A 15778-nucleotide genomic window follows, 5' to 3' on the forward strand; every position below is an offset into this window, starting at 1 on the left:
TAAAACTTCCAGTATATGCTGTTGATTCTTTTCATCAATATCGAATAACCTGTAAAATTGAGCATTCATTTCACTATTAATAAATTACCGGTTATGGTTGCTGAAATTTATACTTCAATCCATATTCTTCTAGTTTGTTGTACAGCGTTGTACGTCCTATTCCGAGCAGTTCGGCGGCAACCTTGCGGTTCCCGTTCGCCTGCTTCAACGCGCGTAAGACACGCTCCTTGTCTTCCGCATCGCTGCGCAGGGCGAAGCTGACGGGTGAGGTCGCCCTCGTCACGGCAAGTTCCAGATGCTCTTTCGTGACAAGACCCGTCTGTGCCTGCAACACCGCTCCCATGATTTTCTGACGAAGCTCGCGGACATTGCCCGGCCACGCATGGGTCAGCAATGTCTTACGGGCTTCTCCGTCAAAGCCGATGACATCACACTCCAGTTCCCGGTTCGCAATTTCACGGAAGAACTCAGCCAGCGGCATGACGTCCTCCTGACAGTCGCGCAACGGCGGGACGGTTATCTCGAAGTCATGCAGGCGGTACAACAAGTCCTGCCGGAAACGCTTTTCACAGACCGCCTTTTCCAGATACTCGTTGGTGGCGGCGATGATGCGGACGTTGAAACTACGGTCTGACTTGTCGCCAACGGGACGGAACCGTCGTTCCTGTATGGCACGCAGGAGCATCTGCTGTGTTTCCGGTGCGAGGTTGCCCACCTCGTCCAAGAACAGCGTGCCGCCTTCCGCCTCATGGAAATAACCTTTCTTGGCACTGTCCGCACCCGTGAACGCGCCTCTGACGTGTCCGAAGAAAGCCGACGGCGCAAGCTCTTTGGTGAGCGAACCGCAGTCCACAGCCACAAACGGCTTTCCTGCCCGCTTGCCCTTGTCGTGCAGCAAGTGGGCGATATGCTCCTTGCCCGTGCCGTTCTCCCCGAATATCAGCACGCTCATGTCGGTGGGGGCTACCAGCCTTATCCGCTTCATGATGGTTTGGAACGCCGAGCCGTCACGCGAGAACAGGGGCATACGGCTTCGTCCGGTGTGCCGTTCCTTCAATATGTTCCGTAGCAAAGGGACGAGCTTGTCTTCCACAAGCTGCTTGGGTATGTAGTCCAGCGAGCCGAGTTTCATGCTTTCAACAGCCGTATGCACTTCGGCATAGTCGGTCATGATGATGAACGGCTGCATCATACCTTCCTTGCGCATCCAGCGCAAAAGGTCGATACCGTTGCCGTCGGGCAGGCGCAGGTCGGAAACCACGATGTCCCCGTCTGCGGCCTGTTGCAGATATTTCTTCGCGGTCGAGAGGTGGAAAGCCTGCACGGTGCGGAATCCCTCGCGTGCCAGCAGGTTGCAGACAAACTCGCAATACACGATGTTGTCCTCCACCACGATGATTCTTGTCTTATCCATTTTCGTATTTTCTCCTTTTTTCTTTTGCCAGCCGGATGATTTCCGAACCCTTATCCAGCACAGCTTTTACAGCATTGCCAATTGTTTTATCGTCAGGCGTGCCATCGCTATGAAGCAATTTGTATAGTTCCTTTAACGGTTGGTCGGCACGGAGTATCTCCCACGAGCTGCGCAGGTGATGTGTAAGTGCGTCCAGTTCTTGAAGGTCTTTCTTTAGACCCGATTCCCTGATTGCCTGCATTTCCTTTTCGGTTTCCGTTATCAGTTTCTCCAGCATAACGACTTCATTGCCGTATGACAGCAGGGAGGTGAAATCCGGCTTTTCATTCCGGTTGCCTTTCATGGCGCATTTGTCTGAAACCTCCATCAGTTCCGATATAGAAAACGGCTTGAACAGGCAATCGGCGAATCCACGTTCCATTAGCTCCTCCTTGTCGCAACTGCCCGAAGCGGTTGTCACGACTACCGGGATTGTCTTTGAGTTGCCCACATTGGAGGTGCGCAGCAGTTCCAACAGCTCGAAGCCGTTAATTTCCGGCATATTCAGATCCGTCAGAAGCAGGTTGTATTCTTTCCGGCGTATCATTTCCGTCAGTTCCGCAGCATCGGTGCAGGTGTCGCAGTGTATCCCTTCCTGTGCATACATTTCTTTAAGCATCAGGAGAAGTACCTCGTCATTGTCGATGGCAATGACATCATGGAATGTACGGTCATGATGAATCCGTGTCTGATTTATCCTTTCCGGCAGTTCCCCGGCTGTCTGCATGGGTATTTTCACCGTGAAACGGCTGCCTTTGCCTTTCTCGCTCTCCAGCCGGATTGTACCGCCGAGCATTGCCACGATACGCTGCACAATGGACAGTCCCAGCCCGAAACCGTCTTTTGTGGCGGCGTTTGACAGACGTTCAAACGCGCCGAACACCCGCTGCTGTTCCTCTTCGGTCATGCCCGTACCCGTATCTTCAACGATAAGTGTCAGGACGCCATTATCGTAGTCCGTTGTCAGATAAACGCCGCCGTTCTCCGTGAACTTGATGGCGTTTGACAACAGGTTGTTGCCGATTTGCAGGATACATTCCTTATCGGTCAGGATGACTGCATTCGTCTGATTGGTTATGGTAAGAGCCAGTCCCTTGTTCATGGCGATGGGCGTAAACTCCGTTTCAAGAATGTGCGTGATTGCCGAAATCCGGCAAGGAGAGAAATTCGGCTGCTCCTTGCCGTTGTCCAGACGGAAAAAGTCAAGCAGTGTGTTAAGCATTTTGCGCATACGGTCGGAAGATTGCCGGATGTTACGGACATACACTTTGATTTTGTCCGTGTTACAATCTTTCTGCATCAACCCAGCATAGCCTGTGATTGCCGTCAGCGGTGTGCGCAGCTCATGGGTGATGGTATGAACCGCTTTCTTGCGGGAGGCTATCAGTGCCTCGTTTTTCTCTACCGCTTGTTGTAGCTGTTTGATTAAATTTGTCGTTTCCCGTTTGTACCGCTTGATACGGTTAGTATTTCGGTGAATTATGATATATGAAATGATTAACAGAAGAAGAACGAACCCTGTCAAGCCACCGATTTGTATAAATGATTGCTCACGCATTGCGGCTATCTCTGTTTCTTGCTTTTGAAGGTCGGCTTGTACTTTCCTGTCTATTTGACAAATCAAACCTTGTAACAGACGGTTAAGTTCTGCATTCCGTGCAGCAAGGCTGTCGGTGTGTTCCGACAGACGGCGGCTTTGCGCCCGTTGCTCGGCTATCATGTCCCGGTCAAGGGAACGGAGCATTGTTGTGGTCACGGTTGGCTTTGGCTTTTCTTTCTTGCCGAATATGCCGAGAAATCCTTTCCGCTTCGGTTTTTGCGGCTGTTCCTGCACACTTTTCTGTACGATTATGGGTACTTGACGAGTGATCTTATCGTTGATGGCTTGTTGCTGTTCAAGTACCTGCACGATTTGACGCATTTGTCGTTCCTTATCTTCAAGAAGATGGCGTACACTGTCTATACGCTTTGTCGGATAAATCGTTTTGAAACGGCATAGCATACTGTCCATTGCCATTCGTTGATAATGGTAATGTTCCAAATCTGCATATTCCCATTCCAATACTGTCTCGCCTGATAAAGAAAGTTCAATAAGAAAAACAAATATTTTGTGCGATTCTTGGCGAAAAGTATCTATATGATGATTTTGAACTTCCAATTTCTCTAAATCGCACCATTCTTTATACCAAATATACATTATGCCGATAACCAATAATGCCATCAGCAAATATCCGAGCGAAATTAGATTCTTAATAGATTTCATACTGCCTGTAATTTATCCCAACGTCCACCTTTCAGATAAGGCAAAAACTCCCGTATCTTATCTACCGGCCAGTCCCACCATTTCAAAGCCTGCATCTGTTCTATTATATCAGGACTGAACCGCTTTCGTATCTCCTTTGCGGGGATACCACCTACAATGGTATAGGGCGGCACATCTTTCGTCACAACCGCCCTTGTGCCAACAATAGCCCCGTCACCGATATGGACACCAGCCATAATAACGGCTTCATAGCCTATCCATACATCATTGCCTATTACGATGTCGCCTTTGTTGTCCCAAGCGGAAGCCACATTTGCCTTATCCAATTCCCAATCTTCATAAAACAGCGGGAACGTGTAAGTCGATAGTGATTTCAGGGTATGATTGGCGCAGTTGAACAGAAATTTTGCACCGCAAGCAATAGAACAGAACTTTCCAATTATCAGCCGTTCATGGTTAATGGGATAATGATACAATACGTTGTTTTGCTCAAACAGACACGGGTCTGAAACAAAGTCATTGTAAATGGTATAGTCGCCTATTTTGATAGACGGGTCTTTTACGACAGCGTTCAAATAAACGGTTTGCGTGTCACCCTTACGGGGATATATCTTGTTCATCATAACTTTCAGTTCTTAGTATTGTTTATATTTAAGATAAATGACGGATTGTGTACCAAGCAGCATTACATATAAGTATTCCACTGCCCAATATGCCGCTAACGGGACATTACAATAACCTAATCCCCATAAGCAGAACAGATAAGCAATAGTTGTTGTCACCTGAAAAATGAATACCGTCCGTGTTGCTCCCGTTCCTGTTGCTGTATTCAGATAGACGTAACCGGGTAGTGCAAAGAAGTAATTCAATAGCATGACAAGAAAAGGCGGCCATGCAAGCTGTACGATAGCGGGATTTTCCGTATAAGCCCCTATAATGTGCTGGTGAAAGAACAACGCAAAAGCAATCAGTGGAATGCCTGTCGCATATCCTAAACGGATAATCTTATGGCAAAGCGGAAAAACCTGTTTCTTTTCACCTGCTCCAATCAGGTTACTAACCAAAGAACCGGTGACACCTGCCAATGCATTGACGATAATGGAAAACAGTGCGGAAACACTTCTTACAATGTTCGATACAGCCAATTCAGTTTCTCCCAAACGTTCGATAGCCACGAAGAACAGAAACCAAATGGCTACACTTGTAAAGAACTGGAGCATACTCCATACCGAGATAGAAAATACCTCTTTCAATATAGTTATATCAATACGCCAGTATAAGCCATACGCTTTTTTATCAATGTGCCGAAACATATATGCAGCCAATACAGCCAGCGAACACATTTCGGCAAATGAAGATGCGATAGCCGCCCCCGATATACCCATATCGAAGCCGAATATCAGGAGCCAGTTCAGCGGAATGTTCACCAGTACGGCAGTGAAAGCTGCCATGTTCAGAGCTTTTGTCTGTGTAATGCCTACCAAAAACGAGCGTAAGGCAAGGAACGGGAAAGAGAACAACAATCCCCAAATACGCCAATCCAAATAGCGGATAACCGCATTATAGACATCATCCGAAGTTATCAGATGTTTCAACAGAACGGGAGAAAATATCTTGGATAGCAGACAGAGGAGTACTGCCAGTATCAGCAAGAAAAACAATCCCTGAAAGAACGTTTTTCCCGTTTCCGCATACTGCTGTTCTCCGTTACGGCGGGCAATTACCACTTGCAACCCCAAACTGAACCCGAAGCCGAGCATATAAATTGCCAAGAACCATATTCCAGCAAGGGCAGATGCGCCCAGTTCCACATCACCCACGTGCCCTAAAAACAAAGCATCGGTAATATTTATCAGTTGTTCGATAAGGATGCTCATCATTACAGGAAAAGCGATGAGCCAGATTTTCTTATAGGTATAATTCATTTGTTCAAACCAATATGATACAATATATCCTGCCGCTTTAAGCAGCACGACAATCTTATAGATTTATAATAAGGGATAATGACAAAACAATGACAGGCAAACTTAAAACATAAGCCTGTCTATTGCTGAATAGCAATAATTGGAAGTGCTATTCGTTGAGCGTAGCTATATGCACAACTGCCATTTCATATTGTTGAACAACTATTTCTTTTTCTGTTAGTTCTGCAAAGATAGCGTTTTTCCCTGAACTTATATTCTCAATTTATTAATTTCTTTCTGAATCCCGTCCAAAAAGCGGGAAGCGTGCGCCCCGTCCATTTGCGTGTGGTGGAACTGGAAAGAAACGGTAAGTGTCGTTTTCAGCAGGCGGCGCTTGTATTTGCCCCAAATAAGGAACGGATTATTAAAAATGCCGCTATACATCCCGACAGCACCGTCTATTTCATATTGTGCCAAGGCGGAAGTTCCGATAACCATGCTTTCCGTCAAGTCGTGATTGGCGCAACTTTCAGCCACTTGTTTGGTAAGTCGCAGATAGTGTTGATTAAACACAGATAAATCATCGCAGAAAGGAATATCACACGAACTTACCTCGCCCTTTCTGTTGGCGACAATGATGTTTACTGCAATGGTGTCGTACTGCATCAGTTTACCGCCAACGGGCAGCAGATAAAATTCTTTCACGTCCCTTGCGGCTTTGCCGATGCACCAGCACATCAACATATTAAACTTCATGCCCGATTTCCGGCTAATTTTCACAAGGCGTGACACGTTGAGTGTCTTAAAGAACGTCACCATTGGCATGGGTGCGTTCATCCACATTTCAAAGGCGTATGCCCGGCCGGTTTCTTGGGGATTTACTTCTTTCATACTTAATGCTATTTTTCATTCAATGAATCAGGCGGCAAAAGTAGGAGAAGCGTTTGCCCCCGAATAGAACAAACGGGACATTTACACGGGATTGGTGAACAAATCGGAATACGGATTTGATACTTTCAGCAAAGACACGGGCGTATATCCGCAGAGTTTCTTGAACTCCCGGATAAAGTGCGACTGGTCGGCATAGCCGCTGGCGTATGCTATTTGTGCCTGATTAATTTCTTTGCCCGCTTGATGCTGCATCTGCGCCAAAGCCTTTTGGAAGCGGACGATACGGGTATATTCTTTGGGATTGATGCCTACAAATGAACGGAACAACCGCTCGAACTGCTTTCTGCTCAGGCAGGCAATGGAAGATAATTCGTTTACAGAGATTTGCGGAGTGATATATATTTGCTGTATGGCGGCATCTATTCTTTTAATTCTGTATGTGGTATCAGCTAAATTATCGGCAATTTGTGACAACAGCCATTTTTCTATATAGCTTATGCAAATAGAATTATTCTCACAGTCGAATATTCGTGTAGCCAGTTCATTCAAACTTTTGTTTTCAAGGCTGTAACCGGACACTTCTTGATTGTAAAAGAGTGAAGTCGGCATGTTCAGAAACATACTCATGGCGTGAGGGTGGAATACGACCACTATCATTTCTGTATTGCCGTCAGCATACAAATGGGATGAGAAATTAACTTGTCCGCTGATGGTAAGTTTGTCTTGTATAACATTCAATTCGGGAATACATAGTGGTGTTTGCTTATGGAAGATGATTTGAGGGCAACCGATAGGAAAAGTCAGGGTATTCAAAAACTGGTTACTTTTGAATACCCAATAATATCTTATATAAGGTTGCAGCAACTTACATGGCTTGTAAAATTTGAACTTCTCTTGAATCATTTTACAAAATTATATAGAAAAATCGAGTTTTTCTACACCGGCACAATAAAAACCGAGGCCAGCGCGCAAATTCTGCTTCATACTTCGTTTAATTGTTACGAATGTCCTATATTTAAGGAGTGTAATAAAAAATTTCAAATATGGACAAAGACAGAATTGTGGCCGGCCTTGATGTCCACAAAGATACAATTTATCTCTGTGTGATTGATAATACCGAGGTCGTTATTTTTGCAAAAGTTTATGGTACATTGACTCCTGATTTAGAACTTATGTGTTCCGAGATGGTTTCTCATGGGGTGACAGAGGCAGCAATGGAAAGCACTTCGACCTATTGGGTCCCTGTGTGGAATGCCTTGTGCGAGAGCATGTCTCTCAAATTGGTAAATCCTTATTTTATAAAGCAGCTTCCCGGTCGCAAGAGTGATGTGAAGGATGCCCACTGGATAGCGGAATGCTTGTTGAAGAATCTGATTCGTGGAAGTTTTGTGCCGGATAAGAGAGTGCAGGACATGCGCAAGTATAACCGTCGCATCTTCGACCTGAATGAAGACCTGACGTATAACAGCAATAAACAGGACGCTGCTTTACAGCGATGTGGTTTTCGGTTAAGTAACTATGTATCCCGAGTCAATGGAAAAAGCTATCAGAAATGCGTCCGTGCAATAATAACCGGGATAACCGACCCTGAGGAGCTGGTGAAACTCATTCATGGAAAAACTCTACGGAAATACGGACGCAACATCATAAAGGATGCCGTAACGGGTGACTTTCATCAGGCAGACATCTGTTTGTTAAAGCAATACGCAGAGCTTATAGAGGTAATCGAGCGACAAATCGAAGAATGCAGGAATGCTCTCATTGCCATGTGCCAGGAACACTTCCCGAAACAATTCAAACGTCTACAGAGTATCCCCGGTGTTAAAGAACGCGCCGCTTCGGCTATAATTGCGGAGACCGGGGCTGATATGAAATCGTTTGAAAAAGCAACAAACCTTGTGGGATGGTGTGGATTGAAACCACGTAATGATATAAGCAACAATAAAGTCAAAAGCAACAGGACGACGCATGGGAACCGATTCCTGCGTCAGATATTGATTGAAATATCCTGGGTCGCATCAAGAACCCGAAACTGCTTTTTCTCAAATTTCAGCTACGTGCAATGCACCCAACGCCATAAGAACAAGATGAAGATACAAGTGGCCATCGCCCGAAAGCTATTGGTTGCAGTATGGCACATGCTGACAAAAGACGAGGATTTTATAGATGTTTACCTCAAGCGGCTTGAAAAGCAGGCGGAATGGCAAAATGATATTCAAGCATTAGAATCGTTATTGGTCGGATAGACCTTTCCGATATACCTCTATCGACAACATAATTATCTTTGTGCTGCCACATGAGCGCGTTTACAAAATTATTGTATCCATAGAGGGATTGGACACCGGCGTAGTCCTTTCAGGCTGAAGAGGAAAGTAACAAACTTTACTAGTTCAGACGACAAAATACTTGTCGCCTTAGGCGTTTTGTGGGAAAATGTACGGACTATAAGTATAATTAATTAGATACAAGTAAGTTACATACGAATAGAAGAGCGGGGGATTTTTCTTTTTAGAGGAAAGATACTAATTTCATATTGATAGCTAAGTGAACAGTTGCAACCATTTATCCTCTTGAATATAAAACGACTGCACCATTATAAATGATACAGTCGTTTCAATTATAAGAATTTAGTTTTCAAGTCTGTCAAGTAATACTTGTCTTTGTCCTAAAGTTCCGAATGCACGATTACAACATGATTGACAATGAAATTGTCAGTAAAAATGCGTTCATTTACCAAATTACGTATCTGTAATGTGTATCTTGGGTATGTAACAGAATTATTCTTTCCATTGTTCCCACTTGGCATACATCTCCCTTGAAAGCTCCACGATCTCCCGGCTCAGTTTCACAAGATTGATGGTATGTTTCTCCAACTTGTAGAGCAACGCCATCGCCTTCTTCTCCGAAAAGTGGATGCGCAACTCTTTAACGACCTGGTTGTAGTTCGTACCGATGGCACGGAACTGGGCGTGGAAGTCCGACAGCTTGGTGTAGTATTCCAACATCACCTTGTCCACCTTCAACACTTTGAATTTCTGTCCGAAGAAATGCGCCTTGAGAAAGACGGCTTTCGCATACACGTTCGATTCCTCGTACATCGTCAGGAACCTGTTCCATTCCACATCGTCGAAGCGCACCATCACGCAGTGCGTCTTCGGGTTCAATTTGGGATTTCTCCCGTACTTGCTCTTCTTTTTCATTCTTCTTACTCTTTTAATTTTATGGCTTGTCCATTGTTTAATCTTTGATTAAGGAACCCCGAAATTATCCGACTGCGGAGGATAATTCTGCCCACGGCGGTGAAGGTGTTTTCAGTTACTTAGAATTATTCGGGTAACTGAAAATATATCTTGCTGTGTCTTTGAGGACACAAGAATCCTCCGCTTGTCGGATTGGAAGAAAACTTTTCAAACTCCGGATTGCTCCATCAGCGAGACCCTTACCGTTTGGATGCAAAGTTACGCTCTTAATACAGTATCGGACAGAGGTTTGAATCGGACAATGGCTGCCTATCAGCGCAATATGCTGCCACTTGTCGAAATGCAGGTTCAATCATTTCCTTATTCAAGTGGACAATAATTCAAAAAATGAAAAACCGGAATACATGAAAAACGAGAAATTCAAACACTTATCAAAAGGATTTATCGAATACCTGCCAAAACGAGTATTGAAGAAAATAAAACAATGGTTGTCCGACAATTTGGTGATACATTGATTTAATGATTTCATGACGTAATGTTGTCACTCTCCAAACAACCAAAACTTTGTTTCAACACACAACCATATAGAGCACTATTAAATAAGCGGATTATGAAATAGCCAGCCTTTCCGTTTGGACGGCATTCATACGAAAAGAACCGTTTCTGTATAATCTCCCCGGACAATGGCTGCCGTATCGGCGCAACACGCTGCCACTTTTTGGAAATCCATTGCAAGGCAGTAGATTATATATTCCTTTGTGGCAAAAGAAAACAGTAACAATAAAAAGTTATGTATATGGAAATCATATCTATTGAAAGAAAGACCTTTGAGGCGATGGTCGCCAAGTTCGACCGTTTCGTCAGTCGCATGGATGCCATCTGCCGGCGGCACGGAGAGAAGACAATGGGCGAGTGGATGGACAATCAGGACGTTTGCCGGATACTCAACATCAGCCCACGCACATTGCAGACGCTTCGGGACAACGGGACGCTGGCTTACTCGCAGATAAACCACAAGACGTATTACCGTCCCGATGACGTACAGCGCATTGTTTCCGTTGTGGAGGACAGGCGCAAAGAAGCAAAGTTCAAGGGCAGGACGATTTAATCACCTGCTTATAGTAAACAAAGTAATTACACTAAATCCAAAGTAACATGAATGAACTGATTAACAAGGACAACGAGTGGATAAACCACTTTATGGGAAGTCTCGACCGTCTTTTGGACAACTTCGAGCATCTGACCGCCAATTACCGCCCGACACTGAACGGAGAGCGTTTCTTCACCGACAAGGAAGTGTCAGCACGGCTGAAAGTGAGCCGCCGGACACTTCAGGACTACCGGAATGAAGGACGCATAGCCTATATCCAGTTAGGCGGTAAAATACTTTACCGTGAATCCGACATCGAAAGGATGCTTGCTGGCGGCTACCGCTCCGCCTATCGGCTGACAGGCACATGATTTTCTTGAAGGAGCGCAGTTTGCCGTCTGCCCTGTGATTGCGGAACAATGAACTTCTGGCAAAAAAGGAACGACTTACGGATGAAGCATAAATACTCCGCTTCACCTGTAAGCCGTTCCTTTCTATCTTCTGATTCCCCGCCAGTCGCTTGTTTCCGTTGCCAATGCCCTCAAAACCAAACGCTACCTTTGCATCCGTGCATCGGGAACGAGTGGCTGGCGGGATGAACCTCAACTATACCATAGGTTGCTTCCCTTGCCACAAGAGAAGAACAATGTTATCGGATTCCCTTTCTTGGTGGCACAGATTTCATTTATTACAAACCGTCTGAATAGGATACTTTCTTTACTGCATATCCTGAATGCAACGGCTATAATCACTTCAATGTTATAAACATCGTAACTGATACCGTCTGGCTGCTTGACATACTTCTGCGTTTCAATTTCATCCAGTTCCCTGTTCTTGTAGATGGTACGAATCGTTTTGCGTACATCGCACGAGAATATCCCGAACAAGTCCACTATCTCAAATTGTGTCATCCACACAGGTGTGGTCGGCATTGTGACTGCACCCGTTTTACTGATTGATATTATTCCTCTATCCATATCTATCGCATTACTTTAGACATCACGTTCTTTACATTATTCATATCGCGCAGAATAGAGGAATCCAACACACGTGCATAGTGTTGCGTCATTTTTATATTGGAATGGCCGAGCATTTTCGCTACATTCTCAATACTCACACCGTTGGCGAGACATACAGAGGTCGCATACGAGTGCCGGGCTACGTGTGTGGTCAAGGTCTTGTTTATCAGACATAAGTCTGCGATTTCTTTCAGATAGCTGTTCATTTTCTGATTGCAGGGAACTGGCAGCAACCTGTTTTTCTTTTGGCAAGCCGGATGTTCCGCATATCTGCGGAGAATCTCCAATGGAATATCAAGCAAAGGAATGTTACACATGTTCTTCGTCTTTTGGCGAGGCTTGCGAATCCATAGGTTGCCATTGGAGTCTTCTACGAGATGTTCCGGTGCCAGTTGTTGCACGTCTATGAAGGCTAACCCAGTGAACGCTGCAAAGATAAAGACATCACGGACAATGGTGATACGCTCTAACGGAAATTCCTTGTGATAGATAGTGAGTAGTTCATCCATTGTCAAGAACTCACGGATAACCTCCTTCTCATGAAACTTGATGCCGATGAACGGGTCTTTGGTAATCCATTCGTTGGCAAGCGCAAGATTGGTTATCTTCTTCAAGCACTTCATGTAGCGGATAACCGTATTCTGCTGGCACTCCTTTTCCGTTTTGAGATAGAATTCAAAAGCACGTACCAGTTCTCCATTGACTTCCGACAAAGGCAAATCCTCCTTGTCGTATTTCAGTTTGATAATTTCAGCAAGGTAACGCTTGCAACTCTCATAACGGCGGACGGTAATCAGGGCATAGTCCTTTCCGACAAGTTCACGGCATTGGTCGTTATGTTCTTGGATAGTTTGAATAAGTGTACGGACAACTTCCGGTGCTTGGTCTTGTCCGAAGAACTTTTTCTGCAACAGGCGGGCGGTGATGAACTGCCCTTGTTCTTCCAGTTCATTGAAAGTCTGGTGGAGTTTGATTCTTGCATCCTCGATATAAGCATTCAAGTCGCAGGATTTGCGGCTCTTGCCTTTAGCGCACTCCTTCGCCTGATTCCACAAGGCTGGTTCGATGCTCTTGCGGATATTGTTTTCTACTCGCACACCGTTCACGGTGATACGCATACATACGGAGGCTTCCCCGTTTTTCAGCAACTTGGCTTTCTTGATAAAGAAAAGCACATTGAATGAGTCTCTTTTCATGTTCCTACAGTTTTTCGTTGTACAAAAGTAGGAAACCATGCACGCTTTCTTGATACGCAAAATGTTGCAAATCAGAGAGAAGTAATCTTATTCGGTGGAGATTTGCGCTCCACCTCTTTTGCTCCACCTTTTGGAACACCAGCAACTGTAATATTCTGCCATTTTTTGCGTCCTCTCGGAAAACAAAAAATCCCGATTTCGTTTGGAAATCAGGATTTTACTGTCTTTTGCTTTTCTTCTAAGTGGTGCCACCAGGAATCGAACCGGGGACACAAGGATTTTCAGTCCTTTGCTCTACCAACTGAGCTATGGCACCATCATGTCGTTTTGTATATCGTTGTTTCGATTACGGGTGCAAAGATACGGACTTTTTTGATATATGCAATAGGTGGCGGTGGATTTTTTGAAAATATTTGAGGGTAGAGGTGAAATTAGCTGCTATAAGCAGGGTAAATAGGGGGAGCGTGTAGATAAATATGGATTTTTACTTATTTTTGGAAGCGGGTAGAGAATGATTAATAAGCTATAGATATGAAGAAAGTAATTTGGAGTATTGTTTTAAGTTGGGTATGTTTGGCATTTGCTGCTGCTGGGATAGGAACTCGTGATGCGGTGTCTGCCTGTGATGGGAAAGTGTATAAAAAAGGGGATAAGATTATGTTTGGTGTCCCTAAGGTTTCCGGATATTTGTTTGTTAGGACGTTTACAAAGGATGGGAAGATTTCTACGATGCCGAAAGAGAATCTGGCTAGTCAAGAGGCGGTGATCGTTGATATTCCGGATTACGATAAGAAACTCTTTGAGAGTATGGGCGTTTATTCTGAGGTAGAAACGCATCCTCTTGTCGTGGTAGAGCTGGATGGACGGCGTCTTTGTATAAATATTAATGATGCGCTTAGTCAAGGGAATATTGTTTCGGAATATTTTAAAAGCGAAATTGAGGGTGTGGTCGATTTAACGTCTGATCTCTTATTTGTTTATGCGCTTAAATTAAATAATGTGACAGTTGATGACGATGTGATAGTAAGGTATATGGCTCATTGTGACAAGAATCTGGTAGAGAAAAATCAAGCGGATCCATTTACTATGGCGGATCTTAAGAAAGAATATGCCGCTAAATTGGAAAAGGCGTTAGGGGACGTTGATTTTAGTAAGGTGTTTCGTATTGAGAGTCAGTCGGAGATGTTACAATATGATATGGATAAGCAGATCTTTCCATTAAAAGGGTTGTGGTGCCCACAAATTAAGACAGACCAGCCGGATGCGTTGGCTAAGATTGGCTTTTGTAAATGGGATGATTGTGCCTTTCGATTTGTGAATATACCAGAGTTCATGAATGTCCCTTGTGAGACGGCTCGTGCGAAAGGGTTTTATGATATGAGGAAAGTCGGAAAAGTGCCTACTTATAATAAGCCGCTGGCTACTTCTTATACTTATATCCGTTTCTTGGATAAGAAGGTACAGCTTCCCGAGAAAAAGAATAAGGTCTATCATAACGGTGATATAAAGAGTATGTCTTTGGCTGATTTGTATGGGAAAATGGCTATAGAGGCGCAAATTATAAAGATGGATGTTTATCACTTACCTTTCTTGAAGATAAGTGATTTTGAACTCTTCTATAATTATTTAGGATCCATTGAAGTGAAATAATAGGAAAACGGTCCGTCCCCCAATAAAAATGAGACGGACCGCTTTGCATTCGTGAATTCAGAGCGGATATTTCTTTTTAGTTTAGTGAGTTCCAACCTTGCGCCTTAAGCTCGACTTCACCTCCGTCACGACCGACAAGATAATTGCCTAACTCCGGCTTTGTTATATGACCGATCACCTTAATACCTTTCATTTCCGACACCTTATCATGATCTGCTAAAGGAACAGTGAATAAGAGTTCATAATCCTCACCTCCATTCAATGCCGCGGTTATCAGATTCATGTTAAACTGCTCTGCCATGGCTGCGGTTTGGTAATCGATAGGAATACGATCTTCGTAAACTCGGCAACCTACATTACTTTCTTTAGATATATGAAGCAACTCCGAAGAGAGGCCGTCGGAGATATCCATCATGGAGGTCGGAACGATTCCAGCTTGGTCAAGAACCTCGACAATGTCTTTGCGGGCTTCCGGTTTTAATTGGCGTTCCAACAAATATTCTTTACCAGAGAAATCGGGCGTGAAATCTTTCTCCCCATTAAATATGCTTTTCTCCCGTTCCAGTAATTGGAGACCCATGTAGGCGGCCCCTAAATCGCCGGACACGCAAATAAGATCGGTCTCCTTGGCTCCGTTTCGATAGACAACTTTACCTTTCTCTCCCTCGCCTAGGCAAGTGATGCTGATCGCTAACCCTGTGCGTGAGGCGGAAGTGTCGCCACCAACGAGATCTACGTCATAGATATCACAAGCGAGTTTAATGCCCTCGTAGAATTCTTCGAGATCTTCTACACAGAAACGTTTGGAAATACCCAATGATACCGTAATCTGTTTCGGGCGGCCGTTCATGGCGTAAATATCGGAGAAGTTTACGACTGCGGATTTATAGCCGAGATGTTTCAACGGCACATACATCAAATCGAAATGAATACCTTCCAGCAAAAGGTCTGTCGTAACCAATACTTGCTTGTCTGTGTAATCTAGTACGGCTGCGTCGTCACCAACACCTTTCAACGTACTCGGATTTTTAAGTTCTATTTTATCGGTGAGATGACGGATTAACCCGAACTCTCCCAAAGTCGATATTTCTGTTCTATTGCTCATAAGATTG

Annotated in this window: 14 protein-coding genes and 1 tRNA gene; 4 read left to right on the plus strand and 11 right to left on the minus strand. The window is 44.5% G+C overall.

Annotated features, from left to right (window positions below; all coding sequences use genetic code 11):
* Window positions 1–91: 91 nt before the first annotated feature.
* From ACYIA1_RS00800 to ACYIA1_RS00825, 6 genes are all read right to left on the minus strand, one after another.
* A complete protein-coding gene (locus ACYIA1_RS00800; RefSeq protein WP_480333966.1) occupies window positions 92–1414 on the minus strand; it encodes a sigma-54-dependent transcriptional regulator in 1323 nt (440 codons plus the stop codon).
* The gene (locus ACYIA1_RS00805) at window positions 1407–3716 is read right to left on the minus strand and encodes a hybrid sensor histidine kinase/response regulator (protein WP_480333964.1); all 2310 of its coding nucleotides are present in this window, start codon (window positions 3714–3716) and stop codon (window positions 1407–1409) included. Before ACYIA1_RS00805 ends, ACYIA1_RS00800 begins: the two co-directional genes overlap by 8 nt.
* Window positions 3713–4339, minus strand: a complete 627-nt coding sequence (locus ACYIA1_RS00810; protein WP_480334047.1) for a CatB-related O-acetyltransferase — start codon at window positions 4337–4339, stop codon at window positions 3713–3715. The genes ACYIA1_RS00805 and ACYIA1_RS00810 overlap by 4 nt, the downstream gene beginning before the upstream one ends.
* Before the next feature lie 12 nt (window positions 4340–4351).
* The gene (locus tag ACYIA1_RS00815) at window positions 4352–5641 is read right to left on the minus strand and encodes an MATE family efflux transporter (protein ID WP_480334049.1); all 1290 of its coding nucleotides are present in this window, start codon (window positions 5639–5641) and stop codon (window positions 4352–4354) included.
* A gap of 249 nt (window positions 5642–5890) precedes the next feature.
* Window positions 5891–6511, minus strand: a complete 621-nt coding sequence (locus tag ACYIA1_RS00820; protein WP_480334051.1) for a CatA-like O-acetyltransferase, family 2 — start codon at window positions 6509–6511, stop codon at window positions 5891–5893.
* An 81-nt stretch (window positions 6512–6592) separates the two neighbouring features.
* Window positions 6593–7414 (minus strand): helix-turn-helix domain-containing protein, encoded by an 822-nt coding sequence (locus ACYIA1_RS00825; RefSeq protein ID WP_480334053.1) that lies wholly within the window; start codon window positions 7412–7414, stop codon window positions 6593–6595.
* A gap of 140 nt (window positions 7415–7554) precedes the next feature.
* Between ACYIA1_RS00825 and ACYIA1_RS00830 the strand changes: the two genes are divergently transcribed.
* Window positions 7555–8757: an IS110 family RNA-guided transposase gene (locus ACYIA1_RS00830; protein ID WP_480334055.1), complete on the plus strand. Its 1203-nt coding sequence runs from the start codon at window positions 7555–7557 to the stop codon at window positions 8755–8757.
* Between the two features lie 531 nt (window positions 8758–9288).
* Here the strand turns inward: ACYIA1_RS00830 and mobA are convergent.
* Window positions 9289–9711: a conjugal transfer protein MobA gene (gene mobA, locus ACYIA1_RS00835; protein WP_480334057.1), complete on the minus strand. Its 423-nt coding sequence runs from the start codon at window positions 9709–9711 to the stop codon at window positions 9289–9291.
* A gap of 796 nt (window positions 9712–10507) precedes the next feature.
* Here mobA and ACYIA1_RS00840 point away from each other — a divergent pair.
* A complete protein-coding gene (locus ACYIA1_RS00840) occupies window positions 10508–10819 on the plus strand; it encodes a helix-turn-helix domain-containing protein (RefSeq protein ID WP_480334059.1) in 312 nt (103 codons plus the stop codon).
* A gap of 47 nt (window positions 10820–10866) precedes the next feature.
* The gene (locus tag ACYIA1_RS00845) at window positions 10867–11172 is read left to right on the plus strand and encodes a helix-turn-helix domain-containing protein (protein WP_480334061.1); all 306 of its coding nucleotides are present in this window, start codon (window positions 10867–10869) and stop codon (window positions 11170–11172) included.
* Window positions 11173–11403: 231 nt separating this feature from the next.
* Here ACYIA1_RS00845 and ACYIA1_RS00850 read toward each other — a convergent pair whose 3' ends face one another.
* The 3 genes from ACYIA1_RS00850 to ACYIA1_RS00860 form a co-directional block, all read right to left on the minus strand.
* Window positions 11404–11778: a virulence RhuM family protein gene (locus ACYIA1_RS00850; protein ID WP_480334063.1), complete on the minus strand. Its 375-nt coding sequence runs from the start codon at window positions 11776–11778 to the stop codon at window positions 11404–11406.
* A 2-nt stretch (window positions 11779–11780) separates the two neighbouring features.
* Window positions 11781–13016 carry a site-specific integrase gene (locus tag ACYIA1_RS00855; RefSeq protein ID WP_480334065.1) on the minus strand — a complete coding sequence of 412 codons (1236 nt, stop codon included), beginning with the start codon at window positions 13014–13016 and terminating at the stop codon, window positions 11781–11783.
* Window positions 13017–13259: 243 nt separating this feature from the next.
* A tRNA-Phe gene (locus tag ACYIA1_RS00860) sits at window positions 13260–13332 on the minus strand.
* Between the two features lie 215 nt (window positions 13333–13547).
* Between ACYIA1_RS00860 and ACYIA1_RS00865 the strand changes: the two genes are divergently transcribed.
* On the plus strand, window positions 13548–14666 hold the full coding sequence (locus ACYIA1_RS00865; RefSeq protein ID WP_158532326.1) for a DUF4852 domain-containing protein: 1119 nt from the start codon (window positions 13548–13550) through the stop codon (window positions 14664–14666).
* Window positions 14667–14742: 76 nt separating this feature from the next.
* On the opposite strand, the gene thiL is transcribed toward ACYIA1_RS00865, so the two are convergent.
* Window positions 14743–15771: a thiamine-phosphate kinase gene (thiL, locus tag ACYIA1_RS00870; RefSeq protein WP_005858417.1), complete on the minus strand. Its 1029-nt coding sequence runs from the start codon at window positions 15769–15771 to the stop codon at window positions 14743–14745.
* Between the last annotated feature and the right edge of the window lie 7 nt (window positions 15772–15778).

This window comes from Parabacteroides sp. KHUB-02 (genome assembly GCF_056640955.1).

What these genes read in the sequence shown, in the direction of transcription:
- ACYIA1_RS00800 (WP_480333966.1), bottom strand. Translation starts at nt 1,414, where the DNA reads ATGGATAAGACAAGAATCATCGTGGTGGAGGACAACATCGTGTATTGC.
- ACYIA1_RS00805 (WP_480333964.1), bottom strand. Translation starts at nt 3,716, where the DNA reads ATGAAATCTATTAAGAATCTAATTTCGCTCGGATATTTGCTGATGGCA.
- ACYIA1_RS00810 (WP_480334047.1), bottom strand. Translation starts at nt 4,339, where the DNA reads ATGATGAACAAGATATATCCCCGTAAGGGTGACACGCAAACCGTTTAT.
- ACYIA1_RS00815 (WP_480334049.1), bottom strand. Translation starts at nt 5,641, where the DNA reads ATGAATTATACCTATAAGAAAATCTGGCTCATCGCTTTTCCTGTAATG.
- ACYIA1_RS00820 (WP_480334051.1), bottom strand. Translation starts at nt 6,511, where the DNA reads ATGAAAGAAGTAAATCCCCAAGAAACCGGCCGGGCATACGCCTTTGAA.
- ACYIA1_RS00825 (WP_480334053.1), bottom strand. Translation starts at nt 7,414, where the DNA reads ATGATTCAAGAGAAGTTCAAATTTTACAAGCCATGTAAGTTGCTGCAA.
- ACYIA1_RS00830 (WP_480334055.1), top strand. Translation starts at nt 7,555, where the DNA reads ATGGACAAAGACAGAATTGTGGCCGGCCTTGATGTCCACAAAGATACA.
- mobA (WP_480334057.1), bottom strand. Translation starts at nt 9,711, where the DNA reads ATGAAAAAGAAGAGCAAGTACGGGAGAAATCCCAAATTGAACCCGAAG.
- ACYIA1_RS00840 (WP_480334059.1), top strand. Translation starts at nt 10,508, where the DNA reads ATGGAAATCATATCTATTGAAAGAAAGACCTTTGAGGCGATGGTCGCC.
- ACYIA1_RS00845 (WP_480334061.1), top strand. Translation starts at nt 10,867, where the DNA reads ATGAATGAACTGATTAACAAGGACAACGAGTGGATAAACCACTTTATG.
- ACYIA1_RS00850 (WP_480334063.1), bottom strand. Translation starts at nt 11,778, where the DNA reads ATGGATAGAGGAATAATATCAATCAGTAAAACGGGTGCAGTCACAATG.
- ACYIA1_RS00855 (WP_480334065.1), bottom strand. Translation starts at nt 13,016, where the DNA reads ATGAAAAGAGACTCATTCAATGTGCTTTTCTTTATCAAGAAAGCCAAG.
- ACYIA1_RS00865 (WP_158532326.1), top strand. Translation starts at nt 13,548, where the DNA reads ATGAAGAAAGTAATTTGGAGTATTGTTTTAAGTTGGGTATGTTTGGCA.
- thiL (WP_005858417.1), bottom strand. Translation starts at nt 15,771, where the DNA reads ATGAGCAATAGAACAGAAATATCGACTTTGGGAGAGTTCGGGTTAATC.